The organism is Klebsiella huaxiensis (genome assembly GCF_003261575.2).
GTDB lineage: Bacteria > Pseudomonadota > Gammaproteobacteria > Enterobacterales > Enterobacteriaceae > Klebsiella > Klebsiella huaxiensis.
In genome coordinates this window covers 3,757,813-3,779,454 of sequence record NZ_CP036175.1, presented here as the reverse complement: position 1 = coordinate 3,779,454, position 21,642 = coordinate 3,757,813, and the positions used below count along the sequence as shown (strand labels likewise).

At 49.9% G+C, this 21,642-nt stretch carries 21 protein-coding genes, 1 tRNA gene and 1 pseudogene; 17 read left to right on the top strand and 6 right to left on the bottom strand.

Going from position 1 to position 21,642, the window contains the following annotated elements; all coding sequences use genetic code 11:
- Window positions 1–146: 146 nt before the first annotated feature.
- The 5 genes from DA718_RS18265 to DA718_RS18245 all read left to right on the top strand — a co-directional run bounded on the left by DA718_RS18265 (window position 147) and on the right by DA718_RS18245 (window position 9,298).
- Complete coding sequence (locus DA718_RS18265; RefSeq protein WP_112215308.1) at window positions 147–1,583, top strand: TolC family outer membrane protein; 1,437 nt, start codon at window positions 147–149, stop codon at window positions 1,581–1,583.
- Window positions 1,580–3,727: a type I secretion system permease/ATPase gene (locus DA718_RS18260; RefSeq protein ID WP_112215307.1), complete on the top strand. Its 2,148-nt coding sequence runs from the start codon at window positions 1,580–1,582 to the stop codon at window positions 3,725–3,727. The genes DA718_RS18265 and DA718_RS18260 overlap by 4 nt, the downstream gene beginning before the upstream one ends.
- Window positions 3,724–4,944 (top strand): beta-barrel domain-containing protein, encoded by a 1,221-nt coding sequence (locus tag DA718_RS18255; protein ID WP_112215306.1) that lies wholly within the window; start codon window positions 3,724–3,726, stop codon window positions 4,942–4,944. Before DA718_RS18260 ends, DA718_RS18255 begins: the two co-directional genes overlap by 4 nt.
- 259 nt (window positions 4,945–5,203) lie before the next feature.
- Window positions 5,204–8,335 carry a glycosyltransferase gene (locus DA718_RS18250; protein WP_112215305.1) on the top strand — a complete coding sequence of 1,044 codons (3,132 nt, stop codon included), beginning with the start codon at window positions 5,204–5,206 and terminating at the stop codon, window positions 8,333–8,335.
- A 30-nt stretch (window positions 8,336–8,365) separates the two neighbouring features.
- Window positions 8,366–9,298, top strand: coding sequence for a peptidase (locus tag DA718_RS18245; RefSeq protein WP_112215304.1), 933 nt, complete (start codon window positions 8,366–8,368; stop codon window positions 9,296–9,298).
- Between the two features lie 42 nt (window positions 9,299–9,340).
- Here the strand turns inward: DA718_RS18245 and hspQ are convergent, their stop codons facing one another.
- Window positions 9,341–9,658 carry a heat shock protein HspQ gene (gene hspQ / locus DA718_RS18240; protein WP_112215303.1) on the bottom strand — a complete coding sequence of 106 codons (318 nt, stop codon included), beginning with the start codon at window positions 9,656–9,658 and terminating at the stop codon, window positions 9,341–9,343.
- Window positions 9,659–9,718: 60 nt separating this feature from the next.
- Complete coding sequence (gene rlmI, locus DA718_RS18235) at window positions 9,719–10,921, bottom strand: 23S rRNA (cytosine(1962)-C(5))-methyltransferase RlmI (protein ID WP_112215302.1); 1,203 nt, start codon at window positions 10,919–10,921, stop codon at window positions 9,719–9,721.
- Window positions 10,922–11,111: 190 nt separating this feature from the next.
- Here rlmI and DA718_RS18230 point away from each other — a divergent pair, with 190 nt between their 5' ends.
- The 3 genes from DA718_RS18230 to yccX are packed head-to-tail and all read left to right on the top strand — an operon-like array spanning window position 11,112 to window position 12,806.
- Window positions 11,112–11,666, top strand: coding sequence for a YbhB/YbcL family Raf kinase inhibitor-like protein (locus tag DA718_RS18230; RefSeq protein ID WP_112215301.1), 555 nt, complete (start codon window positions 11,112–11,114; stop codon window positions 11,664–11,666).
- Window positions 11,667–11,684: 18 nt separating this feature from the next.
- Window positions 11,685–12,473 carry a helix-turn-helix transcriptional regulator gene (locus DA718_RS18225; protein WP_112215300.1) on the top strand — a complete coding sequence of 263 codons (789 nt, stop codon included), beginning with the start codon at window positions 11,685–11,687 and terminating at the stop codon, window positions 12,471–12,473.
- Window positions 12,474–12,524: 51 nt separating this feature from the next.
- Window positions 12,525–12,806, top strand: a complete 282-nt coding sequence (yccX, locus tag DA718_RS18220) for an acylphosphatase (RefSeq protein ID WP_112215299.1) — start codon at window positions 12,525–12,527, stop codon at window positions 12,804–12,806.
- Here yccX and tusE read toward each other — a convergent pair.
- Both tusE and yccA read right to left on the bottom strand, forming a co-directional pair.
- The gene (gene tusE / locus DA718_RS18215; protein WP_112215298.1) at window positions 12,803–13,132 is read right to left on the bottom strand and encodes a sulfurtransferase TusE; all 330 of its coding nucleotides are present in this window, start codon (window positions 13,130–13,132) and stop codon (window positions 12,803–12,805) included. The two genes, yccX and tusE, sit on opposite strands and share 4 nt — an antisense overlap.
- A gap of 88 nt (window positions 13,133–13,220) precedes the next feature.
- Window positions 13,221–13,880, bottom strand: a complete 660-nt coding sequence (yccA, locus tag DA718_RS18210) for an FtsH protease modulator YccA (protein ID WP_112215297.1) — start codon at window positions 13,878–13,880, stop codon at window positions 13,221–13,223.
- Between the two features lie 267 nt (window positions 13,881–14,147).
- Here yccA and DA718_RS18205 point away from each other — a divergent pair, with 267 nt between their 5' ends.
- The 9 genes from DA718_RS18205 (at window position 14,148) to DA718_RS18165 (ending at window position 20,166) form a co-directional block, all read left to right on the top strand.
- Window positions 14,148–15,776 carry an ABC transporter substrate-binding protein gene (locus tag DA718_RS18205; protein ID WP_112215296.1) on the top strand — a complete coding sequence of 543 codons (1,629 nt, stop codon included), beginning with the start codon at window positions 14,148–14,150 and terminating at the stop codon, window positions 15,774–15,776.
- A gap of 141 nt (window positions 15,777–15,917) precedes the next feature.
- Window positions 15,918–16,005, top strand: a tRNA-Ser gene (locus DA718_RS18200).
- A 360-nt stretch (window positions 16,006–16,365) separates the two neighbouring features.
- Window positions 16,366–17,211 carry a DUF6387 family protein gene (locus DA718_RS18195; protein ID WP_112215295.1) on the top strand — a complete coding sequence of 282 codons (846 nt, stop codon included), beginning with the start codon at window positions 16,366–16,368 and terminating at the stop codon, window positions 17,209–17,211.
- A 166-nt stretch (window positions 17,212–17,377) separates the two neighbouring features.
- The gene (locus tag DA718_RS18190; protein WP_112215294.1) at window positions 17,378–17,584 is read left to right on the top strand and encodes a helix-turn-helix transcriptional regulator; all 207 of its coding nucleotides are present in this window, start codon (window positions 17,378–17,380) and stop codon (window positions 17,582–17,584) included.
- Window positions 17,585–17,676: 92 nt separating this feature from the next.
- A complete protein-coding gene (locus DA718_RS18185) occupies window positions 17,677–17,967 on the top strand; it encodes a hypothetical protein (RefSeq protein WP_112215293.1) in 291 nt (96 codons plus the stop codon).
- A gap of 52 nt (window positions 17,968–18,019) precedes the next feature.
- Entirely contained in the window at window positions 18,020–18,316 is a 297-nt protein-coding gene (locus DA718_RS18180) for a hypothetical protein (protein ID WP_112215292.1), read from the top strand.
- Between the two features lie 100 nt (window positions 18,317–18,416).
- Window positions 18,417–18,659 (top strand): H-NS family histone-like protein, encoded by a 243-nt coding sequence (locus tag DA718_RS18175; RefSeq protein WP_112215291.1) that lies wholly within the window; start codon window positions 18,417–18,419, stop codon window positions 18,657–18,659.
- A gap of 49 nt (window positions 18,660–18,708) precedes the next feature.
- Complete coding sequence (locus DA718_RS18170; protein WP_112215290.1) at window positions 18,709–19,107, top strand: hypothetical protein; 399 nt, start codon at window positions 18,709–18,711, stop codon at window positions 19,105–19,107.
- A 672-nt stretch (window positions 19,108–19,779) separates the two neighbouring features.
- On the top strand, window positions 19,780–20,166 hold the full coding sequence (locus DA718_RS18165; RefSeq protein ID WP_112215288.1) for a hypothetical protein: 387 nt from the start codon (window positions 19,780–19,782) through the stop codon (window positions 20,164–20,166).
- Between the two features lie 133 nt (window positions 20,167–20,299).
- On the opposite strand, the gene dsbG is transcribed toward DA718_RS18165, so the two are convergent.
- Both dsbG and DA718_RS18155 read right to left on the bottom strand, forming a co-directional pair.
- The gene (dsbG, locus tag DA718_RS18160) at window positions 20,300–21,058 is read right to left on the bottom strand and encodes a thiol:disulfide interchange protein DsbG (protein ID WP_112215315.1); all 759 of its coding nucleotides are present in this window, start codon (window positions 21,056–21,058) and stop codon (window positions 20,300–20,302) included.
- Window positions 21,059–21,101: 43 nt separating this feature from the next.
- Window positions 21,102–21,630 (bottom strand): annotated as a pseudogene (locus DA718_RS18155) (DsbA family protein); the annotation flags it as partial.
- Window positions 21,631–21,642: the final 12 nt, after the last annotated feature.

Below are 21,642 nucleotides of genomic sequence, written 5' to 3'. Positions count from 1 at the left end.
GGGAAGTGCTGTCGAGGTTATTTTATTGCGGAGGAATGAATTCGGGCAATGAACCGGAAAATAGCAGACTATCATTTAATAAAAACAATGATGCGGAAATCATGATATCCGTTTTTTCAGTGTGTGCTTTCTGAAGGGTAAATTTGATGCGCCTATTTAAACAAAAAGGGATTGCCATAACCTGCGGCTATACCGCCTTATTTATTTCACTGAACCCTGCATCTGTAGTGAATGCAGAAAGCTCATATTTAATGCCGAATGATATTAGTAGTCAGCGTTTAACCGACAGTCAGCAGATAGCGGGATACAATGAAGAGATTATTAATAACCAAACCCGAATGTCCGGCCCGCTTGATATTAATAAAGCGGTGAAAAATGCAGTCAACTGGCATCCATCTATTACTCAGGAGGTGAGTAAGCTCCAGGAAATGGCACAAAAGGTGGATGTGGCGAAAGCCAAATATTACCCGCAAATTAGTGCGGGTATGAATAATGGTTATACAAACTCTTATTCTGATGCCGGATATACACCATCACTGGTGGTATCGGTATCGCAAATGCTCTACGACTTCGGCAAAGTCTCCAGTTCGGTCAGGGCTGCGGACTCCGGCGTGGCCCAGCAGCAGGCTATCGTCATGCTGAATATCGACCAGGTCGCCCATGATACCGCTGGGGCGGTGGTGCAGGTACAGGGCTACCAAAAGCTGGTTGACATCGCCAAAGCGCAGGTTGATTCGCTTAAACAGATTGGCGACCTTATTCGCCAGCGTAACGATGCGGGTGCGTCATCGTTATCGGATGTCGTGCAAACCGATACCCGCGTGGAAGGAGCGCAATCCACGCTCTTACAATACAGAGCGGCACTTGAGCGCTGGAAAGCCACGCTGGCGACCTATATCGGCATCGGCGGTATTGCTACGGTAACGGATGCGGTGCCTCCGGGGATGGATGCCGCTTGCGCGGTAGCCAAAATTGATTATCGCTCTGTTCCCGCGGTATTAGCCGCGCTGGCTCAGGCAGGCCAGGCTCAGGCGCAGTTGGATAACGCCAACGCGCAAATGCTGCCGACCATCTCCCTTGAACCTGAGGTCACGCACTACCTTAACGACAATTACGCTAACAGCGCGGCGCTCAATAAAACGCAATATTCCGCCTGGGTTAAGGTTCAGATGCCTATCTATCAGGGGGGGGCGATGACTGCCTCCCGCGACGCTGCCCAGCAAGGCCTGGCGGCAGCTAATGCGGCGATTAGAACTGCGCAACTGGACGCCAGCCAGAAACTCAACGCTTCTCGCGATGAAGCCGTTAACCTTGCTCAATCGCTGGGTATTCAGAAACGCCAGCAGCAGCTAGGGGAGCAAACCCGGGCGCTGTACCAGGATCAATATCTCCAGCTGGGTTCGCGTCCGCTGCTGGATCTGCTCAACGTCGATCAGGAAATTTACCAGGCCAGATTTAGCCAGGTCCTGACGGAATCGCAACTGCGCTCCCTTGAACTGGACTGCCTGTTTAGTACTGGCAAGATGCGCACGGTGTTCGCGCTGGAAAATCAAAATATCCAGGGCGTGGAGATCCGCCCATGACCACTCAAAATGAACGCGAAGGGGTGCCGCATTTGCTCGACTGGGCCAATGCCATCGCCTTTATCGCTAACCACTACCGGCAAAGCTTTTCACCCGGAACGCTGCATGCCGCCGCCGAGTGGGCAACGCAGAAGACCCTACCGGAGGCGCTCCGGCATCTGGCGCGTCACGCAGGGCTAAACTGCCAGTTTTTATCCACTACCGACCAGCGAATGTCGGCCTGGCGTCTGCCGCTTGTCATTCAGCTTCGCGATGGGCAGATTGCGGTCATTGAAAGCTTTGACGTGAACAATGCGGTCGGAGTGCGGTTTGTGAAAGAGCTTTCGCTGCTCAGCTATTGCCCGCTGGAAACCCTGCTGCCGGAAATAGAACAAACTATTGCTTTTCGCCCGTCGGCGCCGGAAAAGGACATTCGCAGCGAAAGCTATTTGACCCGCTTCCAGCCGGACTGGCTGCGAAAGATCGTTCTGAAAGATATTCGCCCCTATATGCACGTGATGCTGGCTTCGTTCGCTATTAACGTTCTTGCGCTGAGCGGCATTCTTTTTTCGATGCAGGTTTATGACCGGGTGATCCCGGCGCAATCTTATCCCACCTTATATGTCTTGTTCAGCGGCGTGGTGCTGGCGGCGATATTTGCCTTTGCGTTGAAGATCATGCGCGGGCACGTGACCGACCTGCTTGGTAAACGTGGGGATATTCGCGTATCGGACCGGGTTTTCGGTCACGCGCTACGTCTGAAAAATAGTGCGGTGCCGCGTTCGACCGGGAGTTTTATTTCGCAGATCCGGGAACTGGAGCAGGTGCGCGAAATGATGACCTCAACGATGATGACTATCGTTGCGGACCTGCCGTTCTTTTTACTCTTCCAGGTGGTGCTATTTATTGTCTCGCCGTGGCTGAGCTGGATTGCGCCAGTGGCGACGCTACTGATGATCCTTCCCGGTCTGTTATTGCAGCGTAAGCTTGCCGCGCTGGCAAATAAGAACCAACACGAAAACACTTTGCGTAACGCAATTTTGGTGGAAAGTATTCAGGGCCTGCAGGACATCAAAATGATGCAGGCGGAAAGCCGCTTTCTGCATCAGTGGAATAGCTATATCGCCATTACCGCCGAGTCCGGTGTCAAAACGCGCAAGCTGACTCACGGCCTGGTGAGCTGGGGAATGTCGGTACAAAACCTGCTCTATGCCGTGGTGGTGGTGGTCGGTGCGCCGCTGGTGATTAGCGGCGATATCACCACAGGGGCGATGGTGGCGGCATCAATGTTATCGACCCGCATGGTGGCGCCGATGACCGCGCTGTGCGGCGTACTTGCCCGCTGGCAGCAGGTGAAAACGGCGAAAGCCAGCCTCGACAATCTGATGGCGCTACCGGTGGAAGGCGGCCAGGACGAACCCCGCGTTCATCGTGCTGTGCTGCACGGCAACTACGAGTTTCGTCAGGCGGAATTTCGCTATAGCCTTAACGATGCCACTGTCCCCCTGCGCATTAACCAATTATCAATTAAAGCCGGAGAGAAAATCGCCATTCTCGGGCGTATAGGTGCCGGTAAATCAACCTTGTTACAGGCGATGATGGGCAACGTCGAACTGGCTTCCGGCGAGCTGCGCCTGGATGACCTGAGCCTGCCGCAGATCGATCTTGCGGATATTCGCCGCAACACCACCTTGTTGACTCAGGAAGCGCGTCTGTTCCATGGCACGCTACGCGAAAACCTGATGCTCGGACGCCCGGCAGCGACCGATGATGAAATCTTCTCGCTGCTGACTTTGTGCGGCGCGCTGGAGTTTGTGCGCAAACTACCCCTTGGTCTTGAACACGTCATTATGGAGGGCGGGCTAGGGCTTTCCGGTGGTCAGCGGCAGTCACTGCTGCTCGCAAGAACGCTGCTGCGTGACCCGAACATCATCCTGCTCGATGAACCGACCTCGTTTTTTGACGAGCGCACGGAAAAAGCCTTTGTGGATCAGCTGGCGCAATGGGCTGGAGAGAGAACGATGATTATTGCCACCCATAAAGCCGCAGTCCTCAATATTGTTGACCGGATTCTGGTTATTCAGGACGGACAGCTGGCGCTGGATAAACCGAAAGCAACTGTTTTTGAACAAGAGAAAGCTCGTGCTCAGGTGGTGAATATATGAATAAGCCGGGCAATGTGGTGTTACCAGCGCTGACTGATAACGACCCGGTAGCGTTGCTGCCGGATAGCGAAGAAGATGAAGCGAAGATCGTAAAATCGCGTCGGTTAATTTTGGTATTGGCAATGATGCTACTCGTCGGTGGCGTCTGGGCATGGTTCGCGGTGCTGGACGAAGTCTCCACGGGCACCGGCAAAGTGATCCCCAGCTCCCGCGAGCAGGTGATACAGACTCTCGATGGCGGTATTTTAACCGAGCTGAACGTGCGGGAAGGCAGCAAGGTTAAAGCCGGGCAGGTAGTGGCTCGTCTTGACCCGACCCGCAGTGAATCTAACGTGGGCGAAAGCCAGGCGAAATACCGCGCTTCGCTGGCCGCCAGCATTCGCTTAACCGCTGAGGTTAACAACCAGCCGCTGGTGTTTCCCGACACGCTGAAAGCGTGGCCTGCGCTGTTGGCGGAAGAGACCCGCCTGTACCATAGCCGTAAGGATCAGCTGATCAAATCCACGCGTCAACTGGATGAATCGCTGAAGCTGGTCAATAGCGAACTGGCCATTACCGAAAAGCTGGCAAAAACCGGAGCGGCGAGCAATGTTGAAGTGCTGCGCCTGCGCCAGCAAGTGGCGGATATTGGTTTTAAAAAGATTGATATCAATACGCGCTATTTTGTTGACGCTCGTGAACAGCTATCAAAAGCCAATGCCGACGTCGCCAGCCTGGCGGAAGTGATTAAAGGCCGCGCCGATTCGGTCACCCGCTTAACGGTGCGTTCGCCGGTGCAGGGGATTGTTAAAAATATCAAGGTCAACACGATTGGTGGGGTTATTGCGCCCAACGGTGAGTTAATGGAAATTGTCCCCATTGACGGACGTTTATTAATTGAAGCACGGATCTCACCGCGCGATATCGCGTTTATTCATCCCGATCAGCAGGCGCTGGTAAAAATTACCGCCTATGATTATGCCATCTACGGTGCGCTGGAAGGTGTGGTGGAAACTATCTCACCGGACACGACCCAGGATGAGGCCAAACCGGATATTTACTACTATCGGGTGTTTATTCGCACCGATCACGATTACCTGGAAAATAAACACGGCAAACGCTTTTTAATTGGTCCAGGGATGATTGCCACCGTCGATATTAAGACCGGTGAAAAAACGGTGATGGATTATCTGGTTAAACCGTTTAATCGGGCGAAAGAAGCTTTAAGGGAACGCTAATTAAAGTGCGAACCTCTTCCCGGTGGCGCTGCGCTGACCGGGCTACGGGTTTACAGCCGTCTGCTGGCCGGTAGCCTGGACAGGTGCGGCAGCACCGCCTCCGGGGAAATAGCGCGCAATGCAGTTTTCGTAGGCCGGGTAAGGCGTAAGCCGCCACCCGACAATAATGTGGTGCAATATCCAAAACGGGTTTATCGGCAGTCACTAATAATAATTTTTTAAACATGCAATGCAGTTTTGAATATACGGAGAGGGAAAGATGGCGCTAAGCGATTTACTACAACATGCCTGCTTTCAGGCCAAAAAATTAACATCCGCCGCATTGCCCTCTGATTATCCGGCATGGGTTATCTTCTTTAGCGTCAGCGATGGTAGAGAGCGCGCGCATGTGCACATAGCGACAGGAACCAGCTTTGATCTCGCCTGGCTGTCAGGGGCCCGGGCCTTGCAAGCGTGGCGTAAGAAACAAGGCAACGAGCCGCAATGGCTGCGCGTCGACGTGGTGGACAGCGTTGAAAAGCTGAGCTGGCAATCGCTCAGTGAAAAGTTCCTCATTACCAAGCGCAACTATTTCCGCTTCGGCCTCTCTTTTGACCCGCAGTTTAGCTGCGCAATGCTCGAACAAGAGATTGCCGGAAACGCGCTGCTTTATGATGGTGATAACGGCGTGGTCGCGCCGAATAGCGTTAATCTGCAAAACTACGCCCAGCGGCGGTTTAAACAAGAGCTCAACTGGCCAGAAGACCCGCAACAGCCTTTCTGGCGTTTCAAAACTCAGGGCGTCTTCTGCGATCGCTTTGGCGCAAAAGTGATTGAACATGACGGGCGGGGCTCCGGCTATCGCGCGATTGGTGAAAACTGGCAGGATGAGTACCTGGGCGAGGTGATTAAAAAAGGCACTGATTATTTAGCCCGCCAGGTGAAGAAAGACGGCCTCTATCATTACGGCTGGTTTCCCTGTTTCGACCGGCCAGTTCGCTCTTATAACGCGCTGCGCCATGCCAGTTCCACCTATTCGCTGATTGAAGGCTGGGAGGCCACGCGCCAGCCTGCGGTGCGTGAGGCGATAGACCGGGCGATTGCGTATCTGGTGAGTCACCTGATTGAAGTCCGCACGCTGGACGATGGCCGCGAGGCCGCATTTCTCTGCGACACTGGCGATGAGATCAAACTCGGCGGCAACGCCGTCAGCGTTCTGGCGCTGGTGAAATACACCGAAGTCACTGGGGACAGGCAATATCTGCCACTGATGGCACAGCTGGCGACCGGGCTTGCGTTTATGCAGGATTCGCTCAGCGGTGAGTTTGCCCATGTACTGAACAGCAAAGATCTCTCGCTGAAAGCCAAATTCCGCATCATCTATTACGATGGTGAAGCCGCTTTTGCCTTAATGCGCCTGTACGGCCTGACCAAAGAACCGCAGTGGCTGGAGATGGTGGAAAAAGCCTTCGCGTACTTCATTAAAAATAAACACTGGCAGCATCACGATCACTGGCTGAGCTACTGCGTCAACGAGTTGACCCGCTTTCGCCCGGAAGAGAAGTACTTCCGCTTTGGCCTGAGCAACGTGCGCGATCATCTTGATTTCGTGCTCCATCGCGTCACCACCTATCCTACGCTGCTTGAACTCATGATGGCGGCGTCTGAAATGGTGACCCGGCTGGATGCGTCGCCGGAGCATCGGCATTTGCTGAATGATTTTGACCAGCAGAAGTTCTGGCAGGCGCTGGAAACCCGCGCCCGCTATCTGTTGAACGGCTTTTTCTGGCCCGAACTGGCGATGTTCTTTAAAAACCCCGCGCGGATCGTCAACAGCTTCTTTATTCGCCACCACAGCTATCGCGTGCGAATTGATGATGTGGAGCACTATCTTTCCGGTTTTATTGCTTATCAGAAATATCATTTAGCGGCAAAAAAGCCGCCGCTCCAGCAGGACGACGCATTGCCGTCGAATAATGCGACCCCTGTTTTCCTGCTGGAGATGCTGCGCGATGTTGGCAATGGTATCGAAGTGGCGGCTATGCGCCGGGCGAAGCTGTTTACCGAACATCTGCACACCGTACCGTGGCTGATTACCACGACGTGGGATCCCGCGTTACCGAAAACGGTAAAAGCGCTGAAAGCTCGCGGCGCGCTACCCGAAGAGGTGCCGGTTTATAATATTTATCAGTGGTTAAATGACTGCCGGGAGATGAAGATACTCACCGCGCTGGCACCGTTAGCGGGCAATATTGAACTCAGGCACGCTGTAAATCCCTGTGCGGATCTGCCAGTGGGTAAAAACAATTATCTGCAGCGTCCTCAGGGAAATATCATTGAGGATTATCTTGATAGCGCGGGGAATATTCTTTTGCGCAAATTCTATGACGAAAAAAAGGCCAATGTGCAGCTAAGCCATCTTGAAATCGCGCTGGCAAACGGTGAAATAAAACGCTTTGCGCAAGAGGAAGCATTTTTCTCCTGGATGCTGGAAACCATGCTGGCGGGAAGAGGGGGCTGGCACTTTATTGTCGATAAGAATAAAACGTGGAAAAACTTTGTCTGCTCGCGCCCAGCCCAGCGTATGACGTGCTCGCTGAGCGCTATCATCCACTCTCATCACCAGTTGTCCAACGGCGAGCTGAAAAGCTCGTACCGGCATATTCTGCAACAACCGGATCTTGTGGATACGCTGATTATCCTGACCGATGAACAGTGGCAAGACTTGCAACAAGAAGGGTTCCCGCACAAGCAAATGGCGGTGATTCCAAACCACCTGGATAACAGCAATATCCCTGCGGCCCCACAGAAAATTCCTTCACAAACGGTGATCTACCTGGCGCGTTATTCAGAGGAGAAACAGCATACCTTGCTGTTGAGCGCGTTTCGCCAGGTGGTGGCGGCGATCCCTGGCGCGCAGCTGCATACCTATGGTGTTGGGCCGCTGCGGCGCAACTTAAGTGCGCAGGTGGCGGAGTGGGGGCTTGAGCAGGTGATCCATATTAACGGCTTTACATCGGATATCGCCCTGGTGCATAAAGCGGCCTGCTGCACGGTGCTTTGCTCGACCCAGGAGGGGCAGTCTATTTCTGCCGTTGAAGCGATGGCCTACGGCACGCCGCTGATTAGTTTTGCGATTAAATACGGTCCACGCGATATCCTGCAGGACAGGCAGGCCGGGATTTTGGTGCCCTGCGGTGATGAAGACGCTCTGGCGGCGGCGTTGATAAAAGTCATCTCCGACAAAGCGTTGCAGCAAAGTATGCAGCAAGCTGCGCTGAGTAACGCTCAGCGCTATTACGCCAGCGCCATTGCCAGGCGCTGGGCGGCATGGCAGCAGGCAAGCGAGCGGTTGATCGTTGATGATGAGGAACCGTTGGTCGGTACTGGTCGGGAGGCTAACGTTGGATAGCCGTCCTCTTCGATTTCGTTCAGAAGCGCGATGAGGCGAATCATCGCGCTTCTGCTGGCATCCTGCTGCTGCTCGCCGCTTGCGGCCCGCGATGTGCTGCAGGTTTCCCGCTGCGTGCCCGGTGCTTTGCTCCACGAGCATCGACTGGAAAAAGTGCACGTGGTGGATGATTTTCATATTTACTACAGCCTGCAGGGTAAGGATGCCCTGCAATATCCGCAGGATAGCCTCGGGGGTGGCGTGCCGGATGTGATAACGGATATCGGAAGCCAGCTCCAGGCGGCGCAATATCTTTATACTACGCTGCTGGGGTTACATTCACCGCTGCAGCAGAAGATCTACGCCCAGGCCCGGCAGATTAATATCTACCTGCTGACTCTCCCTAAAGGCAACGGTCTGGCCTTCGATCGCGTAGCGGCGGAAACCATGAACGATGGCACTGTGCTTCCCTGCGGATTAAAAATTGTGCTTAACGCTGCGCTACAGCCCGCACGTAACGTTACCCCTGCCCACGAGCTTTTCCATTTGTACCAGTACGGCTACGCGGTGTTTAAACAAAAATGGTATCTGGAAGGGATGGCGCGCTGGATGGAAAATGCGTTCAGGCCCGCAGAAAAAAGAATCGCGCCGTTAGCTGAACTTCCTGCTTGCGAGAGTAACTTTTCCCGTGGCTATAATGCGGCGGCCTTCTGGGCTAGCTACGCACAGCACGCTTTCCCGGCGATAATCTTGCCGAATAAGGTGCCGGCATATCGCTATGTTGATGGCAGCCCGGTGTTTAAACTCCAGTCGCTGCCAGGGGGAAAGATGCTGCGGCCATTTTTTCAACAGTTAGCACAAACCAGCGCAGGTATTTCCCGTGAAATGAAGCTGGCTAATACCCGCTGGACTGAGAAACAGCAGCGTGACGGACAGTTCAACAGTCTGATTTGCCAGGCGCTGGCAGATACCGTAATAAAATGACAGACAATAAAAAACCCGCAGCACGGGTTTTTAGATTTTAGATCAGTTACGCAATCTTGGCGCCTGAAGCTGCTGACGAATCGTTCTCGCCAGCTCATCCATTGAGGGTTGTTCAGGGTGTTCGTCGCTGAGTTCGCTGCTAAGCTGCGCTTCCGCAAGGTAAGTATGAATCGGCTGCCCATCATCATCCTCCATAACCACGTGATACCAGGGAGCCATGCGCAGTTCGTCGTTAGCGGCGATTTCGTCCTCTTCTGGCTCTGTGAGCGAGTACTCCGGATCGACATCCACAATGACGCCCAGGTAACCCAGGAGCGTGTGGCGAACCTGTTGGCCGATACCGAATTTGCTGGCTATCATAAGCACCTCCTGGGAAACGTGATTACCTGCTATATGCGGGCAGATTCTCCACTTTTCAACTTACATGATGCGACAGGCAAACCCTTTCAGATACAGCCCTTCCGGGTAGGTTGCAATCACCGGGTGATCGGCAGCCTGACGGAACTGTTCTATAAATTGTACATCACGCCCGGCATCCAGAGCGGCATCGGCGATGATTTTCTGAAATAAATCGGTGGTCATCAAGCCGGAGCAGGAGAAGGTCAGCAGCACGCCGCCGGGGTTCAGCAACTGGATCGCCAGCATGTTGATGTCTTTATAGCCGCGACAGGCGCCCATCAGCTGGCTTTTGTTTTCAACAAACTTCGGCGGATCCATCACGATAACGTCGAACTTCTCGTCCTGATCGCGATATTTGCGCAGCAGCTTGAAGACATCATCACGGACAAATTCTGCTTTCGACAGATCCAGCTTATTCAGCTCAACGTTCTGTTTTGCGACGTCCAGCGCTTCCTGTGAGGTGTCAACGCTGACCACCTGACTGCAGCCACCCATCAACGCGGAAATGGCAAAACCGCCGGTATAGGAGAAGCAGTTCAGCACACGTTTATCCGCAACATAGCGACGCGTCGCCAGACGGCTGTCGCGCTGGTCGAGGTAATAGCCGGTTTTGTGACCGCCCTGGATGTCCACCAACAGCTGCATACCATGTTCGGTAATCGGCAGCAGGGCAGGCGGCAGTTCGCCGACGACCGGCCCCTGCGCCAGATCCAAACCCTCTTTTTTGCGCACCGCGACGTCGCTGCGATCGTAGATAGAGCAGTTCGGGAACAGCGTTTGCAGCGCGCTAACGATAGGCGCACGCTGATATTCCGCACCGGCGCTCAGCAGTTGCAGAACAAAAAAGTCGCCAAAACGGTCGATGGTGACGCCCGGCAGTCCGTCGGATTCACCGGCAATCAGACGATAGCTATCAAGGCCGTCGCGGGCCGCCAGCCACTCGCGCCAGGTCTGCGCCTGCTGCAGGCGACGTTCGAAGAAGGCGTTATCGATGGCTTCATCGCGATCAAAGCTCCAGACGCGGGCGCGGATCTGTGAAGAAGGAGAGAACGCCCCACGGGCCAGCCATTTTCCCTGCGAATCAACGATATCGATGGTTTCACCGGAACGGGCTTTACCTTCCATCCGGGCGACAGCACCGGAGAAAATCCATGGATGGCGACGCAGCAGGGATTTCTCGCGTCCTTTGGTTAACACTAAGCGGGGGAAAACGGAATCTGTCATGGGGCTACCTTTAAGCAACGGAGATGTCGGCACCGAAAAATGGCGCGTAGGTTAGCACAAGTGGCCGATGCAAGCACCATTCCACCGGTATTGACAGGTGAGCGTTTCGGCACAAAACACAGGCGCTTTGGCACAATAAAAATCACGCCAGGATCTTACAGTACTTTCCTCACGCATGGAGGAAAACACAATGAAAACAGAATTAACATTAGCGGCAGCGATAATGTCTATGATGAGCGGCGTGGTGATTGCCGCCCCCTTTAGCGTCAGCAGTGCGGATATGCGCGAAGGTGCGACTTTGGCGCAGGCGCACTGGTTTGGCGGCTTTGGCTGCTCAGGCGGAAATATCTCGCCGCAAATCGCCTGGAAAAATGCGCCTGCGGGTACCCGCAGTTTTGCAGTGACCGCTTACGACCCGGATGCACCAACTGGCAGCGGCTGGTGGCACTGGACGGTCGTCAATATCGCCGAACAGGTGGCGAGTTTGCCTGCTGGCGCTGGTGACAAAAATAACGCTAAACTGCCAGCTGGAGCGGTACAAGGGCGTAATGACTTTGGTTATGCGGGTTTTGGCGGCGCGTGTCCACCTGCCGGGGATAAACCACATCGCTATCGCTTTACGGTGTGGGCGCTTGATACGCCGACATTACCTATTGATGCCCAGGCTAGCGGAGCGTTAGTCGGTTTTATGTTGCATAGCCACGTAATCGCCAGCGCGGAATTAACAGCGATGGCTGGGCGATAAACAAATAAGGGTAGCCTGATGCGGCGTATCAATTTTCAGCATAATACTTTAACGGCGTCGGAAATCACCACCCGGCGATTATGCAAGCTGCACCGCGTCACGCTGTTTTCACCTGCACTATGTCGGGTAAACCGCGGCAGTAAGGTGATTATGCAGGGAGCCAGCCAGATGCTGGCGACGCCGCAGCAGCTGATTATTCTGCCTGCCGATGTTGAGCTTGAAGTGATTAATCAGCCGGAAAACGGACTGTTTTGCTCCGATCTTCTTTCATTAACTCCTGAACTGCTGGCGGATTTTAAGGCTCTCTATATGAGCGAGCCGCAGATCGGACGTCTGACGTCGCTGTGCGTGCCGCTGGCCCCGGAACTGACGTTTATGTGGCAGAACGTCCTGCAGGCAGTACGTGGAGGGCTTTCCGCCCAGTTACAGCATCATCAGGCAATGGGATTGCTGTTGGCGCTGTATCAGGCAGGATACGCCGGACCCTTGCTCAACGAGCGGCAGCAGGATCTAACCGGTCAGGTCAGGCAAATTATTATGCTGTCGCCAGCCGAGACGTGGAGTGTGGCGAAAGTCGCTAAAATGCTATTTCTGGGCGAATCGACGTTGCGCCGCCGCCTACAACAGGAGTCCCGGAGCTTTCGCCAGATAGTGGAAGAGGTGCGTATGGCCTACGCGCTGGGACAATTACAGTCGACGTCGCGGCCCATTGGTGAAATTGCGCTAAACAGCGGCTACCTGTGCGGGTCGCGCTTTACCGCTCGTTTTCGCCAACATTATGGCGTATTGCCCAAGCATGTACGTTGAAAGAATTTGCTATCCTCAGTATTGAGTCATTGGCCGGAAAGGAGAGAGAAAATGGCAACGGTTTGCACGATGGCGTGGGTATACGGTTCCGTTCAGGGCGTCGGCTTTCGCTATTCAACCCAGCGTGAAGCGCTACGGCTCGGGATAACGGGTTATGCGCGTAATCTTGATGACGGTGGCGTAGAGGTTCTCGCCTGTGGCGAATCTCAGCAGGTGGATAAGTTGATTGACTGGCTGAAGGCCGGTGGGCCACGCAGCGCGCGGGTCGACAGAGTGCTGACAGAACCCCATCAACCCACCAGAGAGTGGCTAAAATTCGCCATTCTGTATTAGATACATTTGACCGGTTTGGGCAGCCCGGCAATTTTTGTCGCCTGCTTAGCCGGGCCTTTCGGGAACAGACGATAAAGGTAGCGGCTGTTGCCTTTCTCTTCGCCAAACTTGTTCGCCATTGCCTTCACCAGCATACGAATGGCCGGTGAAGTGTTGAACTCCAGGTAAAAGTCGCGCACAAAGCGCACCACTTCCCAATGTTCGGCGGACAGAGTAATCCCTTCCTGATCAGCGATAACTATCGCCATCGCTTCATTCCACTGGGTGGTATCTTTCAGATAACCGTCGTTATCGGTCTCAATTTCATTGTCTTCGAAGATAAACATAATTTTTCACATACTGCTGAAACTGGCGGCAGTGTAGCAAAAAATAAGGCCCCGCATAAGCGGGGCCTCGGAACAGCCGGGGAAAAGGTTAGTCTCTGCTGGCGAAGCCAAGGATGCTCAACAGGCTGACGAAGATGTTGTACAGCGAGACGTACAGGCTAACGGTCGCACGGATGTAGTTGGTTTCACCGCCGCGGATGATGTTACTGGTCTCAAACAGGATGGCACCTGAAGAAATCAGGATAAACACCGCGCTGATCGCCAGATGCAGAGCCGGTAACTGCAGGAAAATATTGGCGACCATACCGATAAGTACGACCACCACGCCCGCCATCAGCATCCCGCCAAGGAAGGACATATCCTTGCGCGTGGTCAGCACATATGCTGAGCAGCAGAAGAACACCAGAGCGGTACCGCCCAGCGCCAGACCAATCAAATCGCCCATGCCCGCAGACAGGTAAGCGTTAAGCATTGGCCCCAGGATATAACCCAGGAAGCCAGTAAAGGCGAATGCCGACAGAATACCTACCGGCTTATTCGCTGTTTTATAGGTCAGGAACATCAGGCCATACATACCGACCAGCGTCAAAATCAGACCCGGAGAAGGTAGCATTAGCACTGTGCTGGCCGTCGCCGTAATGGCGGAGAATGCCAGCGTCAGGCTAAGCAGGAAATAGGTGTTTCGCAGAACTTTGTGCGTGCTGAGCAGCGATGAACGGTCACGCGACGATGTAATTATACGATCCATGAGTCACTCTCTTATGACAGATGTAATTAATAACCAAGCATAAAAAAAGCAGAGCTGAAGCCATAGTGCTTTTACCCATCTTTACTTAGCCCTGAACGGCTTTATATAGCATATTATTCCGTAAAATATCACGTGAATAGCATGTTCGTATGTTCAGTTTGAAGAATTAGATCTAAATCTGATAAGTAACTGAAAAATATTGTGTTATCTCCATTCTGCGACTAAGTCTGGAGAGGGTACAAACCAAACGTAATAAAGGCAAGGGATATGAAATCACAAAAATATAATCACATCACACGTGTGCTACTGGCGGTCGGCCTGTTCTCAATGGCAATCCCAGCGCTGGCCGCCCAGGTGCCGCCGGGAACGGTATTGGCAGAGAAACAGGAGTTAGTCAGAAATAACGGTAGCGAGCCATCATCGCTGGATCCGCATAAAGTCGAAAGTGACGTTGAGTTTAATATCCTCAGCGATCTCTTTGAAGGATTGGTTAGCGTTTCACCGGCGGGGGAGATCCAGCCTCGACTGGCGGAAAAATGGGAAAATAAGGATAACACCATCTGGACATTTCATTTACGCCCAGGAGTGACCTGGTCCGACGGTTCGGCAATCACCGCGCAGGATGTTGTCTGGAGCTGGCAGCGCCTGGTCTCACCGCTTACCGCTTCCCCTTATGCGAGTTATCCTGGCAACATTCATATCGTCAACGCTGCGGAGATCGCGCGAGGGCAAAAAACGCCCGAGACGCTGGGGGTGAAAGCCATTGATGACACGACTCTTGAGGTAACGTTGAATCAGCCGAATGCGGCGTTCCTGGCAATGCTGGCACACCCTTCGATGGTTCCACTCGATAAAGTGCTCATCGCGCGTTATGGCGATAAGTGGACTAAGCCGGAGCATATGGTGACCAGCGGTCCCTATAAGCTCTCAACTTGGGTAGTGAATGAGCGCATCGTGGCCGAGCGCAATCCGCGCTACTGGGACAATGCACATACCGTTATCAATAAGGTGACATATTTGCCGATAAGTTCCGAAGCTGCCGATGTGAACCGCTATAAAGCGGGTGAGATCGACATTGTATATACCGTCCCGATTAATCAGTTTGCCCAGCTTAAGAAAACCATTGGCAATCAGTTGGATGTTTCGCCGCAGCTGGCAACCTACTATTACGAGTTCAATACTACCCGTCCGCCGTTTAACGATCCCCGTGTACGTCGTGCGCTGAATATGGCGCTCGACAAAGATATTATCGCCGAGAAGGTGCTGGGGCAGGGACAGCGTCCGGCGTGGCTTATCAGTCAGCCGGAAGTTGGAGGGGTCAAACTGCAAAACCCGGAGTACGCCAGCTGGCCGCGCGATAAACGTATTGCTGAGGCGAAAAAGCTACTGAATGAGGCGGGCTATAATGAGGCCCATCCACTGGTGTTTAATCTGCTCTACAACACTTCGGAATCGCACCAGAGAATTGCCATTGCTGCCAGTTCGATGTGGAAAAAGAATCTTGGCGTTGAGGTTAAGCTGCAAAACCAGGAGTGGAAGACCATGCTCGATACCATGCATACGCATAATTTTGACGCTGTGCGCTATTCGTGGATTGCCGATTATGATGACGCGGCGACTTTCCTTAATAACTTCCGTACTGGCGATAGTGAAAACACCACCCAATACAGCAATCCTGCCTACGATGAGGCTCTGCACAATGCGGCCAAAGCAGCCGATGCGGCGACCCGGGGTAAGTTCTACCAGCAGGCCGAGGATATGTTGGGGCAGGATGTACCTGCCGTTCCGGTTTATCACTATGTGCGCACACACCTGGTGAAGCCGTGGGTGGGTGGGTTCATGCCTGACAAGCTGGGGTATTACTACACCAAAGATATGTACATCAAAAAACACTAACGCAGAGGCGGTGTTTTTCGCTGAAATTCTGCGCAAACCGCCTGAATTTCAGGCGAATAGCACGATTTTGTTTATTTTTAAGGCGGTTGAATAAAATCGTGCTTTACAGTCCGAACGGAGGTGTTTATAGTGCGCCTCATTGGAAGCGTGGCCGAGCGGTTGAAGGCACCGGTCTTGAAAACCGGCGACCCGAAAGGGTTCTAGAGTTCGAATCTCTACGCTTCCGCCAAATTAGTAATAAAATCAATAACTTGAAGAATGGTTTTGATTTTATGATGCATAAAGTGGTACAAAAAAAGCCCGTTTATACGGGCTTTTTTTACATCTAAAATCCGTCCTTTCTCACTAGAAATCCTTTCAGACACTCATCTTTCAGGTGAGGGCAAAACCATTTCAAACCGTGCTCTGTGAAGAAATCAGGGAACAATCCTCCCCGCGTTAAGCCCTCTAACATACTCCGAGCAGGTAAAGCGACATATCAGCATGGGACCCTGTAGCCCAAACGTATTGCGCTGATGGTTTACTGGCCAACCGATTGTTCTGTCGGTTAAAACAGCTAAAGAGAGCGTAATGGATCGCAGGAGGATGGATGAAAAGAAGTGAAATCAGGAAAGCACTGGAAGCATGGTTTGATGTTGAACGCTATGAGGCGATAGAGAAGCTAAGCCTTCAACAGTTTTATGTGGAGATTGAGCGGCGTATCTTGGCCTACAGGATGTTGTTGAGCCGGAATACCATACCAACCTTTAATCGATTATTGCTGGATGACTACCGTTATAAAATTTTGCGAGGCGAAATCTTTTTCAGCGGTGATACTGCCACTCTTGGACATGAGCTTGCCAGAACCTATGCGGTAAACCCTACGACACGAAGCCACGCGCAATTTTATGCGAAAACGCTGGCATTAACCGAAGCCACTCCTGAGCTTTCCGCGTTAAGCGAATCCGAATTTCTGTCAGAGTATCTAAAAGAGACATCCCTTAATAACCTTTCGCGTATTACGGTCGATATACATCTGGAAGAGGCATCAACCGAAGAAATCATTGAACATCTGAAAGTGCTGATCCCGCAATGGAAGAGGCAGCTAAAGATGAAAGCTCCTGCGGAACGGGAGTATCGTTTCGGTAAAAGCACGTTCAGAAAAATTATTGAATATCGTCTTATTCCGATGATGGACCTGATTTTCTGGAGTGAGGACAATGGCGTCAAAATCCCGCTTTCGCTGATTTCTTCACTACTTCATGAAGACAGCGACAACGATCGTGACGAAGGAATGCTAAAGGCAACGGACTACCCGCTGGCAATGGCTTTTCTGACTGATGCAAGCTATCTAAAATCGCTTGAAGATTACATCATGCAAAACAATCACTTAAAAGACTCACCTGTTGATAAGCATGTTGAGGACGATAAGAAGAAGAAAAAATCAGCCAAGTAAAAAGGGTTACGTTCGCCGTGAGCGAACGTGATCGCATCCAGCCTTAACGAACCTCTTTCCGTTCATCTCCCTTCATATTTTTCAAAAAACTCTTTTATGAACGCCCCTAAAACGTCATAAGCGAATTCGTTATTATTGTTCTCATCGCAATAACAGAGGATAGACAATGAAAGAAAATACTGAAAATAACATTAAACGATTTATCCGGGTGCCTGAAGTGCTTAATCGGGTAGGATTCAGTCGCACTACCTTATATGAGCGTATTAAGGAAGGGAACTTTCCAGACAGGGTGAAAATAGGTCCACGGTGCGTCGCTTTTGTCGAGAGTGAGATAGATGAATGGATTGAAACTACCATTCGGAACTCACGTTAGAACGCAGCATAAAACATAAATACTGTTTCCGGGCGAATAGATATTTTTTCGCTCAGGGTCTCTTATTATCTTAAACAAAGAATGGGGAATATATGAAGATAGAACTTAATACGACAGAGCAGTTTATCAAAGAAGCTGAGTATTGTTATAACCGTTATATGAATAAACGACTGCGAAACCAGCCTGCGCATTTCTACTACTTACTGAAAAATAAGGAGGATATGAATGAAGTTATTGAAAATATTATCGAAAAAACAAAGAACGATTTTTATGGGGCTGGTGGTGAACAAAAAGTGGAACGGATCTCCGGGAATGTTAACTATGTGAAAGTAAAACAGCATCTTCGACGGCTTTGGATTGTGTATAAGTGTGTATACCGCTGATGCTATTAAAAATATTTTTCTATTCCAACATTAAACTAAAGAGGAAATAAAAATGAATGCATTTAAAAATAAATCTACTGAAATTTTTTATGTCGTGTCCTTGCATATCTATGCGGAGCTTTTTAACTCGAAGGATAAAACGACCAGTAATATGATTATAACGCATGTAATGGATCATGAGTTTATCTGTAAACTAATCGAACTGGCGATGAGAAATGCTGAAAAACATCTTCTGAAAAAAGCATGGAAAAAGAACGCTGCTGGAAAACTGGCTGAGGTGGATTTTAAAGGGGTTAAGCTGGCATTAGCTAAAATGCATTGCACCGTTCTGGCGGAGTCAATATGTTGATGTGTTCTAACGTATATCTTCCCCTTTATGGGGTTGATAACAAACCTGATTTGAAAGCTAAAAATGGCAGTGAAAACATACTTTACACAAGGAGCCAAAAATGATTGATGAATTTCATGTAATGTATATGTATAAAAAAATCCAAACAGAAGCAGCGACAACAGATATGAAAACACTGGAGCAGCTTTTGAAAAAGTTCAGGAGGATAGTCAACGAACGTCGTGAAGAATACTATCAGGAAATTGGTGAGAGAAAAGCACTTAAGTTAAAAATGAAAAGAGCACAAAGATTGCTTGAAAAAATGGCGTGTAGCCGGGTTTCGCCAGAAGATCTCATTGACTGATAAGAGTTCTGTATAATAATGTGTCTATATCAAAAACACGGAGGTGGTTATGGGCTGGGAACTTCACATAGTAAGAACAGAATGTTGGTTTGATAGCGCAAGTGATCCAATAAGCCGTGAAGAATGGCTCCAACTTGTTAATGACGATAAAGAACTAACAGTAGATAACGTTAACGGTGATTCTTATGCTATATGGAGCGGTCAGAGTGAACATGATGAGCCTTGGCTTGGCTGGTATGATGGAAGGATTTCAACTAAGAATCCTGACGAGGCCCTGTATTGTAAGATGTTGCAAGTAGCTGAGAGGCTAAATGCTATAGTCGTTGATGATGATGATCATAAATATTTATTACCAAGTGATCTTATGAATCCATCATGGGCGAAATCATCACCGACGGATAAAAAACAATCTTTATGGGCAAGGTTAGTTTCAAAAGTAAAAAAATAGTTTTGCTTTAAAACATTCTTTAATTAGATTTGAATCGATATATTCATAACTAAAACTGATGCTTAAAAATGTTGCCAATGCTATGAATATTAATGAGATGGGAAAGGATTCGTAGGGATAGATAATGGGCTGTAGTTTTTCACGGAACGGTGTAAAATAGCTTCTGACAGTCGTGTATGTACTAATTATGGATGTTGCAAATAACAGTCTTTATTAATAAAAGATGAGGCAGAACAGACTGTGGTAAGATAACCCATGAAAATATTTATAGTAAATTATTACGCCATTGGAGATCTAAATATCGTTGATGGTATTGGGGAGCAACACTCTAGCTATAGTAACTATCAGGAGATGATGAATAAATGCAAGAAATAAAAATTCGATAAATTGGTACTTAGTAAAAATTAATAAATCTGTTGCTACTATAGAGACTTTTAGACCACCTGTGATTCATGACGATTTAAGGTTTCAATATAGTGTTCTTATTGAGTCTATATTTTCCCTTATTGATTACATTGAAGATAAAAAAGTGGTCTTCAACAATGATAAATTTCAGATAGAAAGGAAAATAAAAAAAGAGATAGGTTCTGAAGGGAATATCATCGTCGATTATATGAGGGAACTGAGGAACTCTATCATTCATAGGGGGCAGACGCAACTTCTGCTGGAAATGTGGTCAAAGATAGAGTTGCAGTCTTAGCTCCAGATAATGTGACAAGTAGAAATGGGACTCTGATACAAAAGCCTAAAGAAATATTTTTAGACAAGTTGCTTGCTGTTCTCGATAATGCTACGAAAAATGTTATCATATCTGAATTGAATGGACAGAATATATTAGAGGAAAACAATACTCAGTCGATTAGTGATTTGGTCATAAAATTGAAAAATATGCCGCTCCCCCATAATGCTCCAAACATCATAAAAATGATGATTGTAGAACAACGTAAAAAAACTTCGGAGGAAGACTTTTTATCGCTGGCGACAGAAATATATAACTCTTCTTTGGTTAATCTGATGAAAAATCTGGAAGTGCGGATGAATGTCCAACACTTATCATAGCATCTTCTTATACGAAAGTTTAACAGATGGCTACTGAAGTTGTGGCAATTCAACGAGTGTAAAAAATAGCGCCAGAGCTGTCCCAAAGAGAACCAGTCCCTGAACACGCCTTCTGGCGCTACCAGTGATTTATTTAGGGTTTTGGACCGAACATATCGACCAGTTGCCCTACGTCAGGCATGCCGATAACCTGCTGTAGCTCATTACTATCATTCATGTAATAGATTGCCGGAGTCGCACTAGCCCCTAAGTCATCCATCAGTTTTTGGTGGTGCTGAAGAAGATTAAACGTTTCCCGGGGAGTGACACCGTCAAAGCGCGGTAATTTTTTACCACCAGAAAGCTCATACTCATTCCATGCGCTTACCGGATCGCTGGCATTTAGGAGCGCTGTCGCATTTCTTCCGCTTTTGGGGTTTAGAAAAGCGACCAGCAGTGTATTCAGCTGTACCTTACCTGCTTTTACCCAAGGCTGTGCTTCGGACCAGAACTCTTTGCAATAGGGACAGAATGGATCGGCAAAGACAATGACTTTCCTGGGAGCTGAATCAACGCCTTCCTTTAGGGGGCGGGCACTATTCAGCGTTTTCCACATTTCGCGGCCCAAAGGGACATAAATCTCTTTTTTGAAATACTCCTCACTCAGATTTTTACCTTTTTCATCATAAAGATACCCCGAGATAACGTGTTTGCCATCAGGAGTTAAAAACAAGTTAACCCCCATATCCTGATACTTGCCTATCCAGCCTTTAACACCTCCGGGCGAATCTATCATTTTGATGATAGTTATCCCTTGCTGCTCTCCGAAATTTTTAACTATCTGGGGGACGGAAACCTCGGAAAAAGCCAACCCTGGAATCATCCAGACCGCCATTAGCATAATATATTTCATCATATCGTCTCGACGTTCTGGGGGATCGTCCCCCAGAAGTTTATTACTGTTTTTTCAGCGCATCGCTGACCATGGCATCGAATTGTTCAAAAGGGATCCAGCCAGATAGCGATTTCATCGCCAATCAGCGTTGCCGGTGTTCCCTGTATGCCTAACTTCTCGGCGATAGAAAGGCTTTTCTTGATTGTCTCCAGGCTTTGATCGTCAGGTGTTCCCACAATGACTCCCGCTTTCTTTTTCGCTTCCTCAATGCTGGCGTTATCGTGATATCCCTTTTTCGCCATCAAGATATCGTTAAATTTCATAAACTGCTCAGGGTGCGCACGCCATACAGTTAATGCGTCTCTTGCCGAGGTGACCGAACTTTCGGAACGATAGGGTAAGAACTTGAATACCACAGCAACATCTGGATATTTTTCAACAATCTTTTCCAGGTAAGGATCAAACTTTTTGCAGTAAAGGCAATTGTAATCCGTAAAAACGGCCAGCGTCAGTTTCGGATTTTGAGAGCCAATGTGCGGTGAGTTGGGGTCATGAAAAATAAAATCGCTGTACTGTGAAATAACTTTCTTCGGGCGCTTTTA

Bases quoted from the DNA above. Each gene is read 5' to 3' on its own strand.
- DA718_RS18265 (WP_112215308.1), top strand. From the start codon at position 147: ATGCGCCTATTTAAACAAAAAGGGATTGCCATAACCTGCGGCTATACC.
- DA718_RS18260 (WP_112215307.1), top strand. From the start codon at position 1,580: ATGACCACTCAAAATGAACGCGAAGGGGTGCCGCATTTGCTCGACTGG.
- DA718_RS18255 (WP_112215306.1), top strand. From the start codon at position 3,724: ATGAATAAGCCGGGCAATGTGGTGTTACCAGCGCTGACTGATAACGAC.
- DA718_RS18250 (WP_112215305.1), top strand. From the start codon at position 5,204: ATGGCGCTAAGCGATTTACTACAACATGCCTGCTTTCAGGCCAAAAAA.
- DA718_RS18245 (WP_112215304.1), top strand. From the start codon at position 8,366: ATGAGGCGAATCATCGCGCTTCTGCTGGCATCCTGCTGCTGCTCGCCG.
- hspQ (WP_112215303.1), bottom strand. From the start codon at position 9,658: ATGATAGCCAGCAAATTCGGTATCGGCCAACAGGTTCGCCACACGCTC.
- rlmI (WP_112215302.1), bottom strand. From the start codon at position 10,921: ATGACAGATTCCGTTTTCCCCCGCTTAGTGTTAACCAAAGGACGCGAG.
- DA718_RS18230 (WP_112215301.1), top strand. From the start codon at position 11,112: ATGAAAACAGAATTAACATTAGCGGCAGCGATAATGTCTATGATGAGC.
- DA718_RS18225 (WP_112215300.1), top strand. From the start codon at position 11,685: ATGCGGCGTATCAATTTTCAGCATAATACTTTAACGGCGTCGGAAATC.
- yccX (WP_112215299.1), top strand. From the start codon at position 12,525: ATGGCAACGGTTTGCACGATGGCGTGGGTATACGGTTCCGTTCAGGGC.
- tusE (WP_112215298.1), bottom strand. From the start codon at position 13,132: ATGTTTATCTTCGAAGACAATGAAATTGAGACCGATAACGACGGTTAT.
- yccA (WP_112215297.1), bottom strand. From the start codon at position 13,880: ATGGATCGTATAATTACATCGTCGCGTGACCGTTCATCGCTGCTCAGC.
- DA718_RS18205 (WP_112215296.1), top strand. From the start codon at position 14,148: ATGAAATCACAAAAATATAATCACATCACACGTGTGCTACTGGCGGTC.
- DA718_RS18195 (WP_112215295.1), top strand. From the start codon at position 16,366: ATGAAAAGAAGTGAAATCAGGAAAGCACTGGAAGCATGGTTTGATGTT.
- DA718_RS18190 (WP_112215294.1), top strand. From the start codon at position 17,378: ATGAAAGAAAATACTGAAAATAACATTAAACGATTTATCCGGGTGCCT.
- DA718_RS18185 (WP_112215293.1), top strand. From the start codon at position 17,677: ATGAAGATAGAACTTAATACGACAGAGCAGTTTATCAAAGAAGCTGAG.
- DA718_RS18180 (WP_112215292.1), top strand. From the start codon at position 18,020: ATGAATGCATTTAAAAATAAATCTACTGAAATTTTTTATGTCGTGTCC.
- DA718_RS18175 (WP_112215291.1), top strand. From the start codon at position 18,417: ATGATTGATGAATTTCATGTAATGTATATGTATAAAAAAATCCAAACA.
- DA718_RS18170 (WP_112215290.1), top strand. From the start codon at position 18,709: ATGGGCTGGGAACTTCACATAGTAAGAACAGAATGTTGGTTTGATAGC.
- dsbG (WP_112215315.1), bottom strand. From the start codon at position 21,058: ATGAAATATATTATGCTAATGGCGGTCTGGATGATTCCAGGGTTGGCT.